The 17,228-nt window shown below is 43.1% G+C and carries 13 protein-coding genes; 9 read left to right on the top strand and 4 right to left on the bottom strand.

What is annotated here, in order from left to right:
* Window positions 1-10: 10 nt before the first annotated feature.
* Window positions 11-1,552 carry a glycoside hydrolase family 10 protein gene (locus tag M2132_RS08185; protein WP_280672872.1) on the bottom strand — a complete coding sequence of 514 codons (1,542 nt, stop codon included), beginning with the start codon at window positions 1,550-1,552 and terminating at the stop codon, window positions 11-13.
* 117 nt (window positions 1,553-1,669) lie between these two features.
* On the opposite strand from M2132_RS08185, the gene M2132_RS08180 reads away from it, so the two are divergent.
* From M2132_RS08180 to M2132_RS08150, 7 genes are read left to right on the top strand one after another with little or no spacing between them, the layout of a single operon-like run.
* Window positions 1,670-1,924 carry a hypothetical protein gene (locus M2132_RS08180; RefSeq protein WP_280672871.1) on the top strand — a complete coding sequence of 85 codons (255 nt, stop codon included), beginning with the start codon at window positions 1,670-1,672 and terminating at the stop codon, window positions 1,922-1,924.
* Window positions 1,925-1,940: 16 nt separating this feature from the next.
* The gene (locus M2132_RS08175; RefSeq protein WP_280672870.1) at window positions 1,941-3,221 is read left to right on the top strand and encodes a metallophosphoesterase; all 1,281 of its coding nucleotides are present in this window, start codon (window positions 1,941-1,943) and stop codon (window positions 3,219-3,221) included.
* 46 nt (window positions 3,222-3,267) lie between these two features.
* Window positions 3,268-4,515, top strand: coding sequence for a hypothetical protein (locus M2132_RS08170; protein ID WP_280672869.1), 1,248 nt, complete (start codon window positions 3,268-3,270; stop codon window positions 4,513-4,515).
* Window positions 4,516-4,523: 8 nt separating this feature from the next.
* Window positions 4,524-5,183 carry a cytidylyltransferase domain-containing protein gene (locus M2132_RS08165; protein ID WP_280672868.1) on the top strand — a complete coding sequence of 220 codons (660 nt, stop codon included), beginning with the start codon at window positions 4,524-4,526 and terminating at the stop codon, window positions 5,181-5,183.
* Window positions 5,184-5,214: 31 nt separating this feature from the next.
* On the top strand, window positions 5,215-6,249 hold the full coding sequence (locus M2132_RS08160; protein WP_280672867.1) for a glycosyltransferase: 1,035 nt from the start codon (window positions 5,215-5,217) through the stop codon (window positions 6,247-6,249).
* 14 nt (window positions 6,250-6,263) lie between these two features.
* Window positions 6,264-7,226, top strand: coding sequence for a glycosyltransferase family 2 protein (locus M2132_RS08155; protein ID WP_280672866.1), 963 nt, complete (start codon window positions 6,264-6,266; stop codon window positions 7,224-7,226).
* Window positions 7,227-7,232: 6 nt separating this feature from the next.
* Window positions 7,233-8,633 carry a DUF6056 family protein gene (locus tag M2132_RS08150; RefSeq protein ID WP_280672865.1) on the top strand — a complete coding sequence of 467 codons (1,401 nt, stop codon included), beginning with the start codon at window positions 7,233-7,235 and terminating at the stop codon, window positions 8,631-8,633.
* Between the two features lie 14 nt (window positions 8,634-8,647).
* Here M2132_RS08150 and M2132_RS08145 read toward each other — a convergent pair whose 3' ends face one another.
* Window positions 8,648-9,961: a YihY/virulence factor BrkB family protein gene (locus M2132_RS08145; RefSeq protein WP_280672864.1), complete on the bottom strand. Its 1,314-nt coding sequence runs from the start codon at window positions 9,959-9,961 to the stop codon at window positions 8,648-8,650.
* A 660-nt stretch (window positions 9,962-10,621) separates the two neighbouring features.
* Between M2132_RS08145 and M2132_RS08140 the strand changes: the two genes are divergently transcribed.
* Window positions 10,622-11,029 (top strand): hypothetical protein, encoded by a 408-nt coding sequence (locus M2132_RS08140; RefSeq protein WP_280672863.1) that lies wholly within the window; start codon window positions 10,622-10,624, stop codon window positions 11,027-11,029.
* 140 nt (window positions 11,030-11,169) lie between these two features.
* Here M2132_RS08140 and M2132_RS08135 read toward each other — a convergent pair whose 3' ends face one another.
* Entirely contained in the window at window positions 11,170-11,499 is a 330-nt protein-coding gene (locus tag M2132_RS08135) for a hypothetical protein (protein WP_280672862.1), read from the bottom strand.
* A gap of 576 nt (window positions 11,500-12,075) precedes the next feature.
* Window positions 12,076-14,532, bottom strand: a complete 2,457-nt coding sequence (locus M2132_RS08130; protein ID WP_280672861.1) for a TonB-dependent receptor — start codon at window positions 14,530-14,532, stop codon at window positions 12,076-12,078.
* Between the two features lie 329 nt (window positions 14,533-14,861).
* Here M2132_RS08130 and M2132_RS08125 point away from each other — a divergent pair, with 329 nt between their 5' ends.
* The gene (locus M2132_RS08125; RefSeq protein WP_280672860.1) at window positions 14,862-16,925 is read left to right on the top strand and encodes a TonB-dependent siderophore receptor; all 2,064 of its coding nucleotides are present in this window, start codon (window positions 14,862-14,864) and stop codon (window positions 16,923-16,925) included.
* Window positions 16,926-17,228: the final 303 nt, after the last annotated feature.

Below are 17,228 nucleotides of genomic sequence, written 5' to 3'. Positions count from 1 at the left end.
TGTCGGCAAGTTATAATGTTACTTTTTTCGATTTTCCTTTCGATTCGTTATGAAAACGATCGACCGAAGTAACGACATACTCATATTTGTTTTTCCCGCCCTCGTATGGCAATACAACTCTCGTATCGCGTGTGATGGCTACAATATTACGAGCATTGCCTGTGTTTTTTGCTTCGCCTTTGGCAAAGCGGTACACTACATAGTATTGGGCTTTTACGGGGTCGGCAGGATTACCGTTTCTGTCCCAAACCAACATGTGGTTGGTTTCGGTATATTCTTCCCTTATCTTCTTGATATCTTTCGGGGCTTTGTCGTGTAAATGTAGGTAAGCAGGTATCAATGCCGGATAGCGGTGGTAGTTATTCACCAATTCGCCATAAACACCCTTGTAATTATCAAGAAGCACATATCCGCTCCAGAAACAATTTCCATCTACCTGCGGATAGCTGCGGGCTTTTATGAATTTATCGGCCAACTGTGTGTTGCCCGACGGAGTTTGCGCATCCATCGTCCGCTTCACATCCTGCCCTATATAAAGGTGTTTGTAGAAATTATTCTTTGCCCACCATTCTACCAGTGTATTGTAGTCGGCCGCCTTATGACCTATCTCCCAGTAAACCTGAGGTATGTTATAATCGATCCAGTCTTTTTCTACCCATAGTTTTATGTCGGCATACAGATCGTCATAGTTTTGCAATCCATTTGTGTCGCTGCCTGTGGCATCACTTTTTTTGTTCCGGTAAATACCAAAAGGGCTGATGCCAAACCTCACCCAAGGCTTGTTGCGCATGATGGTTTGTTTTATTTCTTGGATAAGTACGTTCACGTTGTTGCGCCGCCAATCGGACCGCTGATTGTTGGCAAAACCCTGCTCCGGAGCATAACGGGCAAAGCTGGCATCGTCGGGGAAGCTTTTGCCTGCAATGGGATAAGGATAAAAATAATCGTCCATATGTATGGCATCCACGTCATAACGGGCTATTATGTCTTTCACCACTTGGCAGATAAACTCACGGTTTTCGGGAATTCCGGGGTCGAAGTAAGTTTGTGTTCCATACTTCACAAAACGTTCGGGATACCTATTATAAATATGACTTGGAGCCAATGCCTGCCCTTCGGCACTGGTCACACGATACGGATTCATCCACGCATGCAGTTCCATATTGCGTTTGTGGCATTCGTTCACCAGAAAAGTCAAGGGGTCGAAACCGCTGTCGGGAGCTTTGCCTTGCACCCCTGTCAGATAACGGCTCCAAGGCTCTAAATCCGATTTGTAAAACGCATCGGCTTGTGGGCGTACCTGAAAAATCACAGCATTAATGCCCACTTCCTGAAATTTATCGAGCACATCAACAAAATACTGCTGCATCTGGGCCGAAGTCATGTTTCGGTATTGCCCTTGCCCTATGGTATGCAGCCAAGCGCCACGGAATTCCCTTTTCGGGTTTTTCAGATCGGCGTAATGTATTGTTGTCTTTTTGGGGCCGCAAGAAGAAAAAATAAGCAAGGAAGCGACAGTCAACAAAAGAAATATTTGTAAATTATTCTTCATTAAAGATATATTTTGTCCGCAATGAAGCACAAAAATATAAATAATAGATGGATGTCGTGACAAAATATGCTTCGGAACAAAAAGATTTTTACTATTTTAGCGAAAAAAATATTTCGCATGGAAGATAGTACATCTGTTTTATACACAATATTCGCCACAGTCAAATATCTGTTTATTATTATAGGCCTCATAGGTTTGGTTATGCTCGCTGTGGGTATATATCGCAAGGATAATGAGTCCAGAAGACGGGGAACATATATCTTCCTTTTCGGGGCGATACTTGCTGTTTGTACATTTCTGATAAACAGGAAACTGAACGAACGGGTAGATAGCTACATAGATAGCTATATAAATACACGCATCGCAGAGTAGGGAGGAGGCAAACAGGATGCGCGCCCCAAACATAAGGATAACCCTTTCTTTGTTTTTCTTGTTGGTAGTGTTTTTTGTGGAAGCTTCATCTGCCAAAAACCTGAAAATAGGAGTTATAGCAGATGTGCATTACCTGTCGGAACAGTTAATGGACAAGGGTAGCGCCATACAAACATACTGCAACAATAGCGGAAAAAATATACAAGAAGTCCCAGCCATTCTGGATAAAGTGCTTGCCGATTACCTGCAAAGCGATATTGATGTTTTGCTCATAGCGGGCGACATGACAAAGGACGGGGAACGGCTAAGCCATCAGGATTTTGTAAAAAAACTACAACCTCTCAGGGATAAAGGTATACGTGTTTTTGTTGTTCCCGGCAATCACGATATTAATATGCCCAACGCTAAAGGCTATCGCGGAAGCGAGATTTACAGCACTCCCAATATAAGCCCTACGGAATTTTCTGAAATATATGCCCATTACGGTTATGGCTCGCCCCTCAAAAGAGACACCGCATCGCTGAGCTATGTGGCAGAACTCGATGCAAACACATGGCTGGTAGCAATAGATGCCTGTCGGTATGGAGAATATACCACTCGTAGTATCTCGGGCGGAAAAATAAACCAAGACACCGAACGGTGGATTGCCGACCGCATGGCGGAAGCCAAAGAAAAAGGTGTGCGAATGGTAGGTATGATGCATCACGGGATGGTTGAACATATCGCTTATCAGGCAACATTTTTTCCGGAATATATTGTTGAAGACTGGCAAGGCCTTGCCTCTCTGTTTGCCGATGGAGGGATGGCAGTTGTTTTTACAGGACATTTTCATGCCAATGATATAACCCGCTTTACTTCGGGCAAAGACAATGATATCTACGATATCGAAACAGGTTCGCTGTCGGCCTATCCGTTTCCCTACCGGATGGTTACCCTGACAGAAACAGGTATGAATGTTGAAACCCGCAACATAACATCAACGCCGGCTAATCCGCTTTTAGCAGAAACAGACAAGGCAAAGATGCAAAACTTGTCTAAAAAACTGGCTGTGCAAAAAATAAAATCGCGCATGGCAAGTATCCCCGCCACCGTTGTTGATAAAATGGCAGACATCGTTGCCGAAGTTTTTGTGATGCACGTTGCGGGCGATGAAATAATTTCCGAAGAATTTAAAAAAAACATTGCCGCACTGGCACAGATGCTCGATCCTGAGTCGGAACCCGACTTTTCGGACCTTGAACTTGATTACCCTCCCGCCGATAATAAAACTACAATAGAATTCCAGATAACTGAATAATATAAATAAATATACTATATTTGTGTCATAACATCATGGAGCGACTATGGATCAATCTTGGTTAAACGGATACAAAGCTATAAAAGAAAAATTCGACTACACTTACAAAGGTTACAATTTAAAATATCTCGTTGCGGGTCATTTGGGTATAGACTTCGATGCCAAACCTGCTATAAGGGATGTTTTTAAAGGTTTTTTTGTGAGCTGTAACTTTATCGACTTGAGCCAGGCGCTGCAAACAGACAAGCCAACGCTCATCACCTATCTGATAAACCGCCCCGACTATCGCGATTTGGCCAACACGGCGCAAAGCCGCTATCCGGAATCGGCGGTAGTGAACCTGTCGGCCTTGCCACTGAAAAAGATATCGCCTTTCAGCCCGTCGTATATTAAGCACTTTTTCAAGGCTTTGTTTTTGGTTTTTGGGCGTTCCATAGGGGGCAATCTTAATTTTAAGCTCTACTATGCAGCCTTGACAATATTGTTGTTGAACCAGATAAGAGCCATCGAGAAGGTTAAGACCCAAAACAAGGTTAGCCGGTATATCTGTTTTAACTCGTCGTACAGAGACGAAACCTTGTTGACGCTCTACTTCAATAAACGGAACATCGAAACCATAACCATGCAACACGGTATTTTTTGCGAGTTTAAGCGTTTCGTTCCCTTCGATATTATCAACTCCGAAAACTGCGTGGCCAGCAAAATGCTATGCTGGGGGCAGTCGACCATCGACTTCCTCTCGAGCCGGGGATTTACCAACGACCGCTTTATTGTGATGGGCAACCTAAAGTACATGGATTGCCGTATAGACCGTGTGGAGCAAACATTCAAACACTGTTTGGTGCTTCTGGGCAGGGGACTGTATGTAGAAACCAACAACAAGCTATTGGCTGCCTTGCAGGAGTATAACAAAAAGCATAACAACCAGATTGTGTTTTATGTAAAGAAACATCCCTTCCTCGATGATAAAGACCATGCCCAGTTTGCGAAGGTTGCCGACAATATGATATTTCTGGGGAAGGAACATTCCGTGCAAAACGTTTTGGATTCCGGCCTTGTCGATTTTTCTATCGCAGTGAACACCACCGCCTATTACGAGTCGATGGCATTGGGTAAACCCTGCCTGCGCTGGACGGAGGAAGAAAACGAAGATTTTTATGGTATCGACGATAAGTTCGAGAACCTGCAACAGTTTGAAGAGAAAATATCGTATCTCAAAAACATGGATCAACAAGAACTGTTGCAACAAACAAAAGACGTGATAAGATATATATTTAATCCTAATTTAAAATAGAAGAAATTATGAAATTTAAAGCTTTAATAGCCGTTCGCTCGGGCTCGGAAAGAGTGATTAACAAGAATCTGCGCCCTTTTGCAGGGTCAAATTTATTGGAGCTAAAAATTAAGCAACTGATGCAAGTGAAAGAGTTTGACGGTATAATCGTGAACTCGAACGACGACAGTATGCTTGAAATCGCAGCCCGCCTTGGTGCCGAAACCGTGAAGAGAGACCCCGTATATGCTTCGAGCAGCGTGTCGATGAGTGATGTTTACCAGAACATGGCCGAAAACTTCAATGGCGATATTGTGGTATATACTAACGTAACCAACCCTTTGGTCGAAACAGCAAGCTACTCGAACGCAATCAACAAATATAAGGAACTTAACGGTCAGTTCGACTCGCTAAACTCTGCGCACCTTATCAAAGAGTTTATGTTTCTCGACAATAAGCCTATCAACTACGACCTTATACATCAGCCTCGTAGTCAGGATCTTCCTAATATATATGCTCTTAACTTTGCCATCTCTATCATCACCCGCGAGGATATGATAAAGTACAAAAACGTTGTAGGCCGTAAACCTTATATGTTTGAACTGACAGAGACAGAGTCGGTCGATATTGATACTGAATTCGATTTCGAGATATCCGAATTCTTATACAAGAAAAAATACAATCTTTAAAAATAAATAGTTCGCGCGGAGTATCGTACCAATGAGCAGCCCTGTTTTTTCTATAATATTGCCCATCTACAACATGGAAGAACTGCTTCCCCGTTGTTTGGATTCTATTATAGGGCAAACTTTCGCCGATTTTGAAGTCATACTTGTGAATGACGGTTCGGTCGATTCTTCGGGTCAGATTTGTGACGAGTACGCAAAAAGCGACAGCCGGATAAAGGCCGTTCATAAAAAGAACGCCGGAGTATCCGAAGCCCGGAACTCAGGTATAGAGCTGGCAACAGGTCTATACTTGAGTTTTGTTGATCCCGACGATTGGTTGGAAAAGAATATGTACGAGGTTTTAGTGGCGGTTATTGACCAGAGTCATGCCGATGTAATCCGCTTCAATGCCTTCCGTAACGACCAGATTCTAAACCAAACCAATCTGAAAGGCAATTACAGGGGAGATGATATCACAAAAAATATTGTTTTGCCAATGATTGGCGCCGAAAAGTACGGAGGCCCTTTTCTGATGGGGGTTCCTTGGACGTATGCTTTCCGCCGGGAGGTGATAACCGAAAATGGTATCTTTTTCAGCCGAGAGTTGCGCCGGTGCGAAGACCGCCTGTTTTGCATCACGGCATTGCTGCATGCCCAGTCGGTTTTTTTTGTGGACGATGTTCTCTATCATTACACTGTAAACAGTGGTTCGCTGTCGAACAAATACGACCCCATTCGCTGGGAGCAGGAATTGCTTTTTTTGGATAAACTCAAAAACGAATACAGGAAAAAACTTAACCCTGACGACACCGAAAAGGCCGACCGGCGCATAAAAACCGATTATGTGCTCCGTGCAATAATAAGTGTCGACAATGTGTTTTTCTCGAAAAATAATAATAGCTTTGCTTTCCGTTACCGAAGGGTAAAACAAATTATTACAAACAATTATGTCAGAAACGCTGCCGCAAAACTTGAGGCAGAACCGCTGGGGACGAAAGGTAAAATCGTGTTGTGGTGCGTAAAAAAACGGCACGCCTTGCTTTTATCTTTGTTTCAGACGGCTCTTCTGATTAAGAATAGAATATAAGAATTCCACAATTTATGGATAGAATTTCGCTGGTGATACCATGCTATAACGAAGAAGAAGCCTTACCCTTCCTTTACGAGGAGTTGTGCAAGGTTGCCAATAGGATGAATGGGCAGGAGTTTGAATTCGTCTTCGTGAACGATGGCTCGAAAGACCGGACTTTGGAAGTATTTAAACAACTCCGTGCAAAAGACAACCGTGTACGGTTCATTTCTTTTTCGCGCAACTTTGGCAAGGAAGCGGCCATATTTGCAGGCTTCGAGGCTTCGACAGGCGATTATGTGGCAATGATCGATGCCGACCTGCAAGACCCACCCATGCTGATAGAAGAGATGTACAACACCTTGCAAACCGAAGACTACGACTGTGTAGCTACCCGCCGTACCACCCGCACGGGCGAACCGGTGATACGTTCGTTCTTTGCCCGAAAATTTTATCAGCTCATAAACAATATTTCGGATACAAAACTGGTTGACGGGGCTCGCGACTTCAGGCTTATGACCCGGCAGATGGTAGATTCTATTCTGGAGTTGAGGGAATATAACCGTTTCTCGAAAGGGATATTTGGATGGGTTGGTTTTAATACCAAATGGATTTCGTACGAGAACGTGGAGCGTGTGGCAGGAACCACCAAGTGGTCTTTCTGGGGACTGTTCTTTTATTCGCTCGAAGGCATTGTGGCATTTTCTACCCGTCCGTTGGCAATAGCTTCGCTTTTTGGCATACTGTTTTTCTTGATTTCGCTGGTGATGATAGCCGTAATTATTACTAAAACCTTAATCTGGGACGACCCCGTGCAAGGTTGGCCGTCTACCGTCTGCGTAATCTTCCTGATAGGAGGCATACAACTGCTGTGTATGGGTATTCTGGGGCAATACCTGTCAAAAACATACCTCGAAACCAAACGCCGCCCCATTTATATTGTAAAGGAAACCGAGGAAGGTAAAGAAAAAGACCGCCGGAACAGAAAGAACTAAACCAAATTGACAACTATCCAGACTAAAATAAGAGACGCGGCAAAGCGATTGGACTCTTTTACCGATAAGCCTTCGGTCAAGAAGTTCAATCTTGCGTTTATCGCCCTCTGTTCCTTTATTTTTATCTACATACTAAACCGTTTGCATCCACTCTATGCCGACGATTGGATGTACAGCATGACTCCTGCTCCGTTGTATGAGCATATCTCCAATTTTGGGCAGATATTGCAAACCCAATACGAGCATTACTTCACTTGGGGAGGGCGCTCGGTGGTGCACATCATTGCCCAAAGCCTTTTGCTGATAGGTGAAGGCCCTGCCGATTTGCTGAACAGCCTTGCTTTTGTTGCCCTGACTTTTGTGATTTACATGCTGGCAAACAAGGGGAAATCGGCAAATCCGTCGTTGCTGTTGGGTATCAACCTGATTGTTTTTCTGCTTCAGCCGGCATTTGGGTCAACCTGCCTGTGGATAACGGGTAGTGCCAACTATTTGTGGGGAACACTCATAATTCTTGCCTTTTTGCTCCCCTATAAGTTTTATCTGAATAAAGGCAAAGAAGATAGCGGCGTTGTACTGAAAAGCTCCTTTCTCTTTCTTTTCGGTATCGTTGCCGGATGGACTAACGAAAACATGGGGGTAGCCTTGGTTGCCATCATCGCTTTATTACTGTTTTACTACAAACAATCGGGACGGAAGATTCCTGTTTGGGCTATTTGCGGATTGGTTGGGGTTCTGATTGGTTGTGCTTTTATGATTGCCGCTCCGGGTAATTTTGCCCGTATGGATATGATGGAACACACCAATAAAGCTTCCCGGCTGGCGGCTTATGCAAACCAGTTTTTGGCAGCTTTGGCAGCATTCTATAATTACAGCTTGGGCTTGGCGTTTATTTTTGTTTTGCTGCTGATTGTGGCAAGAATATATATATCGGACAAAGAAAAACGGAAAGAAGCTACGGCTGTGTCGTTAATCTTTTTCTTCGGGGCAATTTTGGCTATGCTGGCAATGGCGGCATCGCCTATATTTCCGCCACGGGCTTCTTTTGGGTTGAATATGCTGATTGTTACGGCTGCCGCAACTTTGTTTGCGCAACTTGATTTTTCGAAACAGATTATAAAACAGGTGAGCATCTGCGCCCTTGCATTCGGATTGTTTTTCTGGGTGGGCGATTATAGCAAAGGCCGTAAGGAACTGGCATCAGCATACACTACTTTAGAGAAACGGGCAGAGTTTGTGCGGAAAGAAAAGCAAAGAGGCGTTAGCGATATAATACTATCCGAACCTATCTATGGGCCTCAAACCAAATATTTTCATTTCTTTGAGCTGCAAGCCGACTCGGCCGATTGGCACAACCAAATATATTCGAAATACTACAGCGTCAATTCCGTCCGAATGGAGTGGTAGCCTTCCCCCCGCCCTTATAGTTCTGTGAGGGGAATGTCGTACTTTGTTTCTACCAATTGTTGTATATCCAGAATGACTTGCCATTCTTCATCGAACTCACCTTTGTTGTTTATTTTAAGGTTTTCGGTTCCATGTTCGTCAAGCTTGCGGAACAGAAAGTTTACCGTTATCCGGTTTATATCTATGGCCGGCACGTAGGCATTACTTCTGCCTTCGTCGATGGGGGTTTGTATGATGAGGCCTACTTCCATCAATAAGAATAAAACATCGGATGTGAGTTTTGTGGGAATCTTATAGGTTTCCGAAAGTTCGTCGGCCGAATAGGGGGCTTCTCCTTTTGCAAACCGTTTTACGATAAGAGTCATTATAGACAGAACAACAAAGTCTTTATACCGGCGGCTTATGTGGTCGGTTTCTTTCTCGAAACTGAACCGGCGGACGTTCTGGTATGCAAACGACAGTTCCACACCTATAAGGCAGATAAGCCACGATAGCTGCAACCACAAAAGCAACAACGGAAGGGCGGCAAAACTACCATAAATAGCGTTGTATTTCGATATCCATATCTGTCCGTCAATATAAATGCCTTGAAAAATCTGAAAGGCTGTTCCCGCAATAATTCCCGCAAACAGAGCCGCGCTGAAGTTTATCTTTTTATTGGGAATGTACATATACATGAACGTAAACAAAAGAATGGTCAGCGCAAAGGGCAGTATCTTGACAAAGGGGCTAAGCACAACGCCTATCACAAGGTTTTCGGAGGCGGCGTTAATCAATATCATCAATCCCGCGTTGCAAACCATGAATACGGGTGCAATGAGCAGAAGGGCTACATAATCGGTAAACTGGCGGTAATATGTCCGCCCCACCTTTATGCCCCAAACATAATTGAAGTTATCTTCTATGCTCGACAACAAATTGATGACCGTATATAACAATAAAACCACACCCACCCCAACAAATATTCCTCCTTGGGCATATTCCAACGATTTGTCTATAAATCCCATCGCTTTTTCGAGGATTTCCTGCTGCCCCGAAAAATAGCTGAACAACTCGCTCCTTACAATATTCTGGAATCCGAATCCTCGGGCTATGGCAAACAAAACGGCAAGCATGGGCACAATAGACAGCAGTGTGCTGTATGTGAGGGAGCCTGCACGGGTATTCATCTGGGTGAAATCGAGCTTCCGGTATGCCAAAATAAAAGCCTTGATTATTTTGTAAAACATTCCACGGAGAGCACCTATCCCGTTTGTATCCACATTCCAGATACCGTCTGTCAGGAAGTGGATTAAACTCCTTATCAGGTTTTTTATTTTTTCAATCATTTTTGTCCCTTTTAGTTTCTAAGAACCGTTCTATAAAGCTAATATACGCAAAACGGTACTATATAAAGGCAAAATAAACGGAATGGTTCTAAATATAAAGCCAAACATTGGTTTTTGTGTTTTATTAACAAATGGATGATGGGTTGGTTATCTTCGTTCTTTTTGGTGGGGAGGGCTGTTTGGTTTACTGATGTGAATGTTGTAAGTGATTGCAAGAAAGATGATTGTGCTTTTTTGTAAACTGAATTTCATTCAATTTTTATTTTTTTATAGGATCTGTTTGGACGAGTTTTTTTGTATATACAAATATTTGATTTATCTTTGCAGTTGAAGATGAAAAAGGCAAATATTTGGTTCTCGGATGATACAATGAGGCAAATAATATTTCTTTTCTTTATTATAGTGAGTGTAAGTGGGGATATCTTTCTCTTATGAAAGAGAGGCTTTCATAAGGAGATTATTCTTAAATTGTATGAGTGTGATTTTTATTCTTTTCAGATTCTAAAAAAGGCAGAAAATAAAAGGCAAAAGTACGGTTATTTTAATACGATTTCGTTCTTGGTGTATTCCGGATATGATAAATACAGGATATCAGGACAATGAAGTTAAATATTCCCCATCGTTTTATTGATATGATCATTACCAAAATATTTTATAATTATGAAAACAGACAAATGTACAAAACTAAGGATGTTCATTATAGCCATATGCTTGGGCACAATGGTGAATCTTAATGCGCAAGTGACCATAGGTTCTGCTTTGGAGCCAAATAAAGGAGCTTTGTTAGATTTAAAAGAAACAGATGTTATAGGAGCAAACTCTTTGCGAGGATTAGGATTGCCACGCGTAAGCCTCGAAAAAGAAGATGATATGGATGGTTTGGCGATAGATAAAGGAGATGACTATAAGAATGTTTATATCGGTCTTGTAGTTTATAATCTTGCTTCAGTTTCGTACTTCTGTCCCGGGCCGTATGTTTGGAATGGAGAACGCTGGGAGGCTCTCTCCATAGATCAGCATAGGGCATGTAAACCTCGGCCAGTGCTTGCAGAGGTAGAAAGCCATTAAACTCCCCGGCACACTATTGATGATACATCACATTCGGTACATTTGGTTGCGGTGTATCTTGTATGGTGGTGCTGGATAAAAAATACCTGAGGCTTAACTATGTTTTAGATAGTTGAGCCTTTAGTTTATATATCATGATATTACAACCAATTTATGTATTCCCTTTGTTTTTTGAGGTACTGGGCTTGAGCCATTTCGTTCGAGCCACTTATCAGAGTAGAATATTTTTTCAGGGACAAGAGCCATTCCTTGTGGGCGTTGCATATTTCGGGCTTATGGATTATTATTCTGTTGAAAAAAAGTAAGTTGAAAGAAGACGAAGCTTTTCCGTTCCACGACAGGTAGCTACTGTTTGAGTTGATATTGAGGTCGGATACATAAAAATAGTTTTTGGCTCCGAAACACGGGTTTATAACGCTCACCATTTCTTCAAAGGAATCAGCTATTTTAATGAAACAGCCTTTAATCATTTCCTTATCTTCGTTGTTTATGAATCCTTATTGATAGAAGTAAAGAACCGTTTTCGGCGGATTTAAAAATACATTTGAGTCAAGAATAAACGTATTATTATTTATCCTTCGGGCATCTATGCTTATGTTTTCTCGCAGTTGCTCTATCTCTGATGGAATCTTTATATCCGAATAATGCGCTTTGTGCAAATCTTTACATTTTTGGTGTATCCACGTATAATATAAGAATTAAAAAAATGTTCGTATTGCAAACAAAGCTCTGTGGGCAAATAATTTAAAGCAACTTCCGCAACAATGAATGATAAGCCTTTGAGGTAAAACAAATAGAAAGGAGTGCGTAAAAAGTAAATTTTAATTTCTTTTTGTCCTTCTGCACCGTAGGGAAGAATCTCCTTTTACAGGAAAAGATGTTTCACTATTGTTCAACATGACAGTAGAGTATATCAATTTGATACCATCAACCGATTTTTGATACCCTCTTCTAAATATTATTCCTTTCAAACTCACTCTACTTTTAGTACATGAGCGAGTTTGAAAGGAATTTTCATTTGCTATTAGCTTCGTATAGAAGGACTTTTAGTTGCCGCCACCACCTTGACCACCGCCTTTGCTTCCGCCTCCGGTAACATCGTCGTTCGAGATGCCCCGTTCTATTGTTTTCACGCTTTTCTTCATTTCACCAAAGCGATAACTGATGCTGAACCCGAACGAACGGCTTTTTCTGTCGTATCGGCCTTCGGTACGGAAGTTCGTATCGCTCGATGAATATTTACTCGACTGGCTGTTCCAGAACGGATCGCGGGCGTAGGCCGACAGGGTTAACTTTTTGTCAAACAGCTCTTTCGACAGCGAAAAAGATGTGTAGTAACCTGTTGTCGTTTTAGACGATTGCAGCCCTATACCCCACTGATATAACCCTGCGTTGGCACTGAAACGGAAGTCTTTTGGCAAAGTTAAAGAACCGCCAAGATATGCGTTCGATTGAAACCCGTTGTTGCTCAGGTCGCCGTTAGCGCTCTTGTAGTCGTTGTAACTGATAGACAGGTTGGTGTACATACGTACTATCGGAACGGGATTCCAGTTCAGATAAGTGTACAGGCTCAGTCTTTTGTTCTTTCCTATATTTTTGTAAGTGCTTTCCATTATAGTTGTTCCATCGTCTTTTATAACTGCCAGCGAGTAATCTTCTATCGAGTTGTTTGTCCAACTGTACGATAAACCTATGTTGCTCATAAGTTTTTGGGTGAAGCTGCTGTAAGTAAGCGACAAGGAGTGTGTTTTTTCGGTATCCAGATTCGGATTACCATAATGTACGTTGAGTGGGTCGGTTTCGTTGCGGTAGGGGTTCAGATACCATATACCCGGCCGTCTGACCTGCATGTTGTAGCCCGCCTTCAAAGACTTCATACCCATCTGGTAAGAAAGCAAAGCCGAGGGAACCACATTAAAATAATCGGTTTTTACTTTCGGCTCTTGTCCGAACTGTAAATCCTGATGTGTGCCTTCAAAACGAGCGCCTACCTTTATGGCATATTTCGTTTTCTTAAACTGATAACTTCCGTAGCCCGAATAAATACTCTGGATATGCGACATTTGGTTATCGGCATGGAATTGTGTACTGTCTATCCATTCATCGTTTCGGAAAACCGAATAATAACCGTCACTGTTATTGTCGCGGTAAATGAATTTAACTCCGGCTTCGACAGAGTGGTTTTCGGTGAGGGGATTCACGTAGTCTATCTGGGCGGTGTGTTCCGCTCCGTCGGCATCGTTCTTTGTTTTGAATGGCTCGGTGGCGGGTGGTGTACCCCATATGTTCAGTATTTGCGAATTGCTCTTGGAGTCGTCGGGGGTCAAGCCCAATTTGTACGAGAGGGTAAGCAATTCGCCTTTTTTTGCGAACGAACGCTGATAGTCGAGGCTCAGGGATGTGCCTCCGTATTCGCTTTCGGTTTTTGTATTGCGGTCGAACGAATAAATCAAATCATTTTCGTTCTTGAAGAGTCCTGTATATCCGAACGATTTGTTGTCGCCACCACCACCATAACGCTGTGCCGAAAAGCTTAATAATCTGAGCGAGTCGAACTCGTACGACAAAAGAGCCGTGCCATACATTCCGTCGCCGTCGAACTTGCTGTTTCCGGTAGATCGTTGTGTTTGCCCGGTCTGAAGGAAATCGGTCATATTACTGAAGCTCGATTTCGGGCTTTTCCATTGGTAATAGCTCATGTTGGTTGTGAAACCGAGTTTTCCTTTGGTAAAGGCCAGATAGAGGCTTCCGTTGTAGGCTCCTTGCGAGTCAATACCTGCACCCACCGAACCGGTGTAGCCATCCAATGATTTTTGCTCTGTAATAAGGTTTATCAGTGCCGAAACCCCTTCGGAGTCGTATTTGGCACCGGGTTCGGTTATTACTTCTACATTCTTGATGGAGTTGGCAGGCATGCCTTTAAGCACTTTTTCGGGACTGGTGTTAAACAGGTTCGACGGTTTTCCGTTGACCAGAATCTTGTAACTGCTCGAACCTTTTACCTGTATTTTGTCTTCTCCGTCTACCGTAATGAGGGGCACTTTGCGGAGCACATCGAGCGCGTTGGAGGTCTGTGCCTCGGGGTCGCTCTCCATGTCGTACACCAGTTTGTCTATCTCTACTTTTACGAGGGGTTTAGCGGTGGTTATGGTTACCTCGCCAAGTTCTTGCGATGCTATTTGCATAACCAGCTGTCCGAGGTCTACAACCTTGTCGCCCTCTTTTATCTCGAACTCCATTTTATAGTCCTGTTTGCTAAAAGCGCTACCTGTGAGGTAGTATTTCCCGGGTTCGGTTATTTTGGCCGAAAACCGCCCTTTATCGTCCGAGGCAAGGCGGCGTACCACATTTTTCGCAAGCGAATCTTTCGCAACCGAAAGAGTTGCATAAACGATGGGGTCTTTGTCCGTATCAATAAATTGGCCTTTCACCGTATAGCTTCCTTGTGCTTGCAGGGAAGAAAAAATGAAAAAGGAGAGAAGTAGAGCTGTTAATGTTTTCATTTAGTAATACATTTGGTTATAAAAAAGTGCATTCTGATTATTTCCGGGAAGAAAGTTAAACCTTCTGCGTTATTAGACGCAAAATCTTCAAAATAATTACAGTATAAAGTATATAAAATTAAAAATATAACTTTTTTTCACATAATAAAGCTAATTTCATTATTGGGGGTTAAAATTGTTTTTGTAAAAAATACACTGATAATTTGTTGTTTAATATATCTGCAAGGAATCGGGGTTGCGTGAAAAATAAAAAATAAAGGAACTGATATGGTTTGTTTATTTATTTTTGCTTCAACTTAATTTTTTTAATAATTAAACAAAACAAATCAATGAAACAAAAACTTATTAAGGAAGCCCGGGCATATCGCTTCAAACGGTTTTGCCGTGCGGGTTACAGTGCGTTCAACAGTATGAACCGGGTAGTGAACATTGGCGTTGTTGCGGGCTGTGTGCTTACATTCGCGCATTCAACGGCATCGGCGCAAACAGCCTCCGACACGTTGGCAAGGCAGGAAAAACTGATAGAAAGGGAACTCGATGAGGTCACCGTTACCGCATCGCGAGTAGAACTGGCAGCAAATCAGGTGGCAAAGTTGGTGACGGTTATCACTCGCGATGAGATTCAACGAGCGCCCGTCCAAAGTATTCAAGACCTTCTCTCTTATGCGGCAGGCATAGACGTACAGCAAAGAGGCGGACACGGCGTACAAGCCGATATTTCGATCCGTGGCGGATCGTTCGACCAGACAGCAATTCTTCTCAACGGAGTAAACCTCTCCAATCCACAAACAGGGCACTACAGCTTCGACATTCCAATAAACCTTAACGACATTGAGCGCATAGAAATCCTGCACGGGCCATCGTCCTTGGTGTATGGCGCCAGCGCGTTTTCGGGCGGAGTGAACATTATTACCAAAAAGTACCCCGACCACAAGGCCTATGCAAAGTTTCAGGCAGGAGGCCACGAACTGTTCAATGCCGAGGCGGGAGGCGCGCTCCGGGCCGGCATTTCTACCAATCAGCTTTCGGTAGGGTACAGCACTTCGGGCGGCTACATAGCCAATAGCGATTACGATATCTTTAACGCTTTGTGGCAAACACGCTTGGATGTAGAAAAATCAAAAATTGATATTCAACTCGGATACAACGATAAACGGTATGGGGCAAATACCTTTTATTCGGCTGTATATCCTAACCAGTACGACAGAACTAAGTCGTATTTTGCCTCCGTGAGAGGTGAAACGGGCGATAAACTAAAATTTATCCCGACGGTCTATTGGAATCGCCATCACGACCGCTTCGACCTTGTCCGTAACACTACCATAGGGCAGAATCATCACCGAACGGATGTTTACGGCACTAACCTCAATTTTCAGTACTCCTCAGTTTTGGGGATAACCAGTTTGGGTGCTGAATTCCGCAACGAGGGAATAATGAGTAGTGTGCTTGGAAAAAGGATGGACGAACCCGATGGAAAATATAAGTGCGAAGACGACCGCACCAATATAAGCTATGCCTTAGAGCATAACGTCGTATTGGATAGATTCACTCTGACGGCGGGCGTTTTGGCAAACTACAACACGGCCTTGAAGGGCGACTATAAGTTCTATCCTTCCATCAGTACAAGTTATCGCCTTGTTGATAACCTGAAAGTTTACGGCTCGTGGAGCAAAGCAACACGCATGCCTACATTCACCGACATGTATTATACAACCAAAACGCATACGGGCAGCCCTAATCTGAAGCCCGAACGCTCGGAAGCTTTTGAGGTAGGCTTCAAATATTCGAACCATTTTATGCAAGCCTTCATTACAGGTTATTATATGGAAGGCGATAATCTGATAGATTGGGTGTTGCGTCGTGAAGAAAACCCCGACGACCCTGCCAATCCTATCGAAAAATGGCATTCGGTCAATCATGCTTCTATCGACAAGAAGGGATTGGAAGTAGGAGCCAAATTCCACTTGAACCAGATATTCGCATGCTTGCGTTACCCCACAACCCTGCAACTGGGCTATACCCGCCTGCATCAGAATGGCGACAATGTTTCGGGGGAAATGAACTCTAACTATGTGCTTAATTACCTGCGCGATAAATTTACGGCACAGTTGGGACACCCCATCTATAAAGATAAAGTATATGCAAGCTGGAACTTCCGCTTCCAGAAACGAATGGGCAGTTATGCGAAATACGATTCGGCAACGAAAACCTCTACCCCCGAACCGTATAAATCGTACTCGGTACTCGATCTTCAACTGAAGTGGAACGCATACCGTAATCTTGTTGTAAATCTGGATATAAATAACCTTTATGATACGCACTATTTTGATTTGGGCAATATTCCGCAGGCCGGTTTTTGGCTGATGGGCGGGGTAAGCTACACGTTCAGATAAGGGCTGATAATTATATCTCTGATAGGCTGCATTTTAATAGGGTGCAGCCTATTTGCTTTTTTTATAAAATTATTATCTTTGTCGAAAACAGGCTTTCATTGCGAAGCCACAAAATGAGAACAACAAAACGATGGACGACGATATTAAACGGCTGTTGGAAGCCGCCCGAAACGCAAGCAAAACACTATCTCTCCTTTCCGAAAATAAAATTAATGCGAATCAGTATTTAAAAAATTAGATAAATAAAAGCGATGGCAATTTTGCCCATCGTATGTATGAGTAGTCCGGCAGTGGACCTTACTT

This window comes from Dysgonomonas sp. PH5-45 (assembly GCF_029893235.1).
GTDB lineage: Bacteria > Bacteroidota > Bacteroidia > Bacteroidales > Dysgonomonadaceae > UBA1309.
This window is presented reverse-complemented; position numbering and strand designations above follow the sequence as displayed.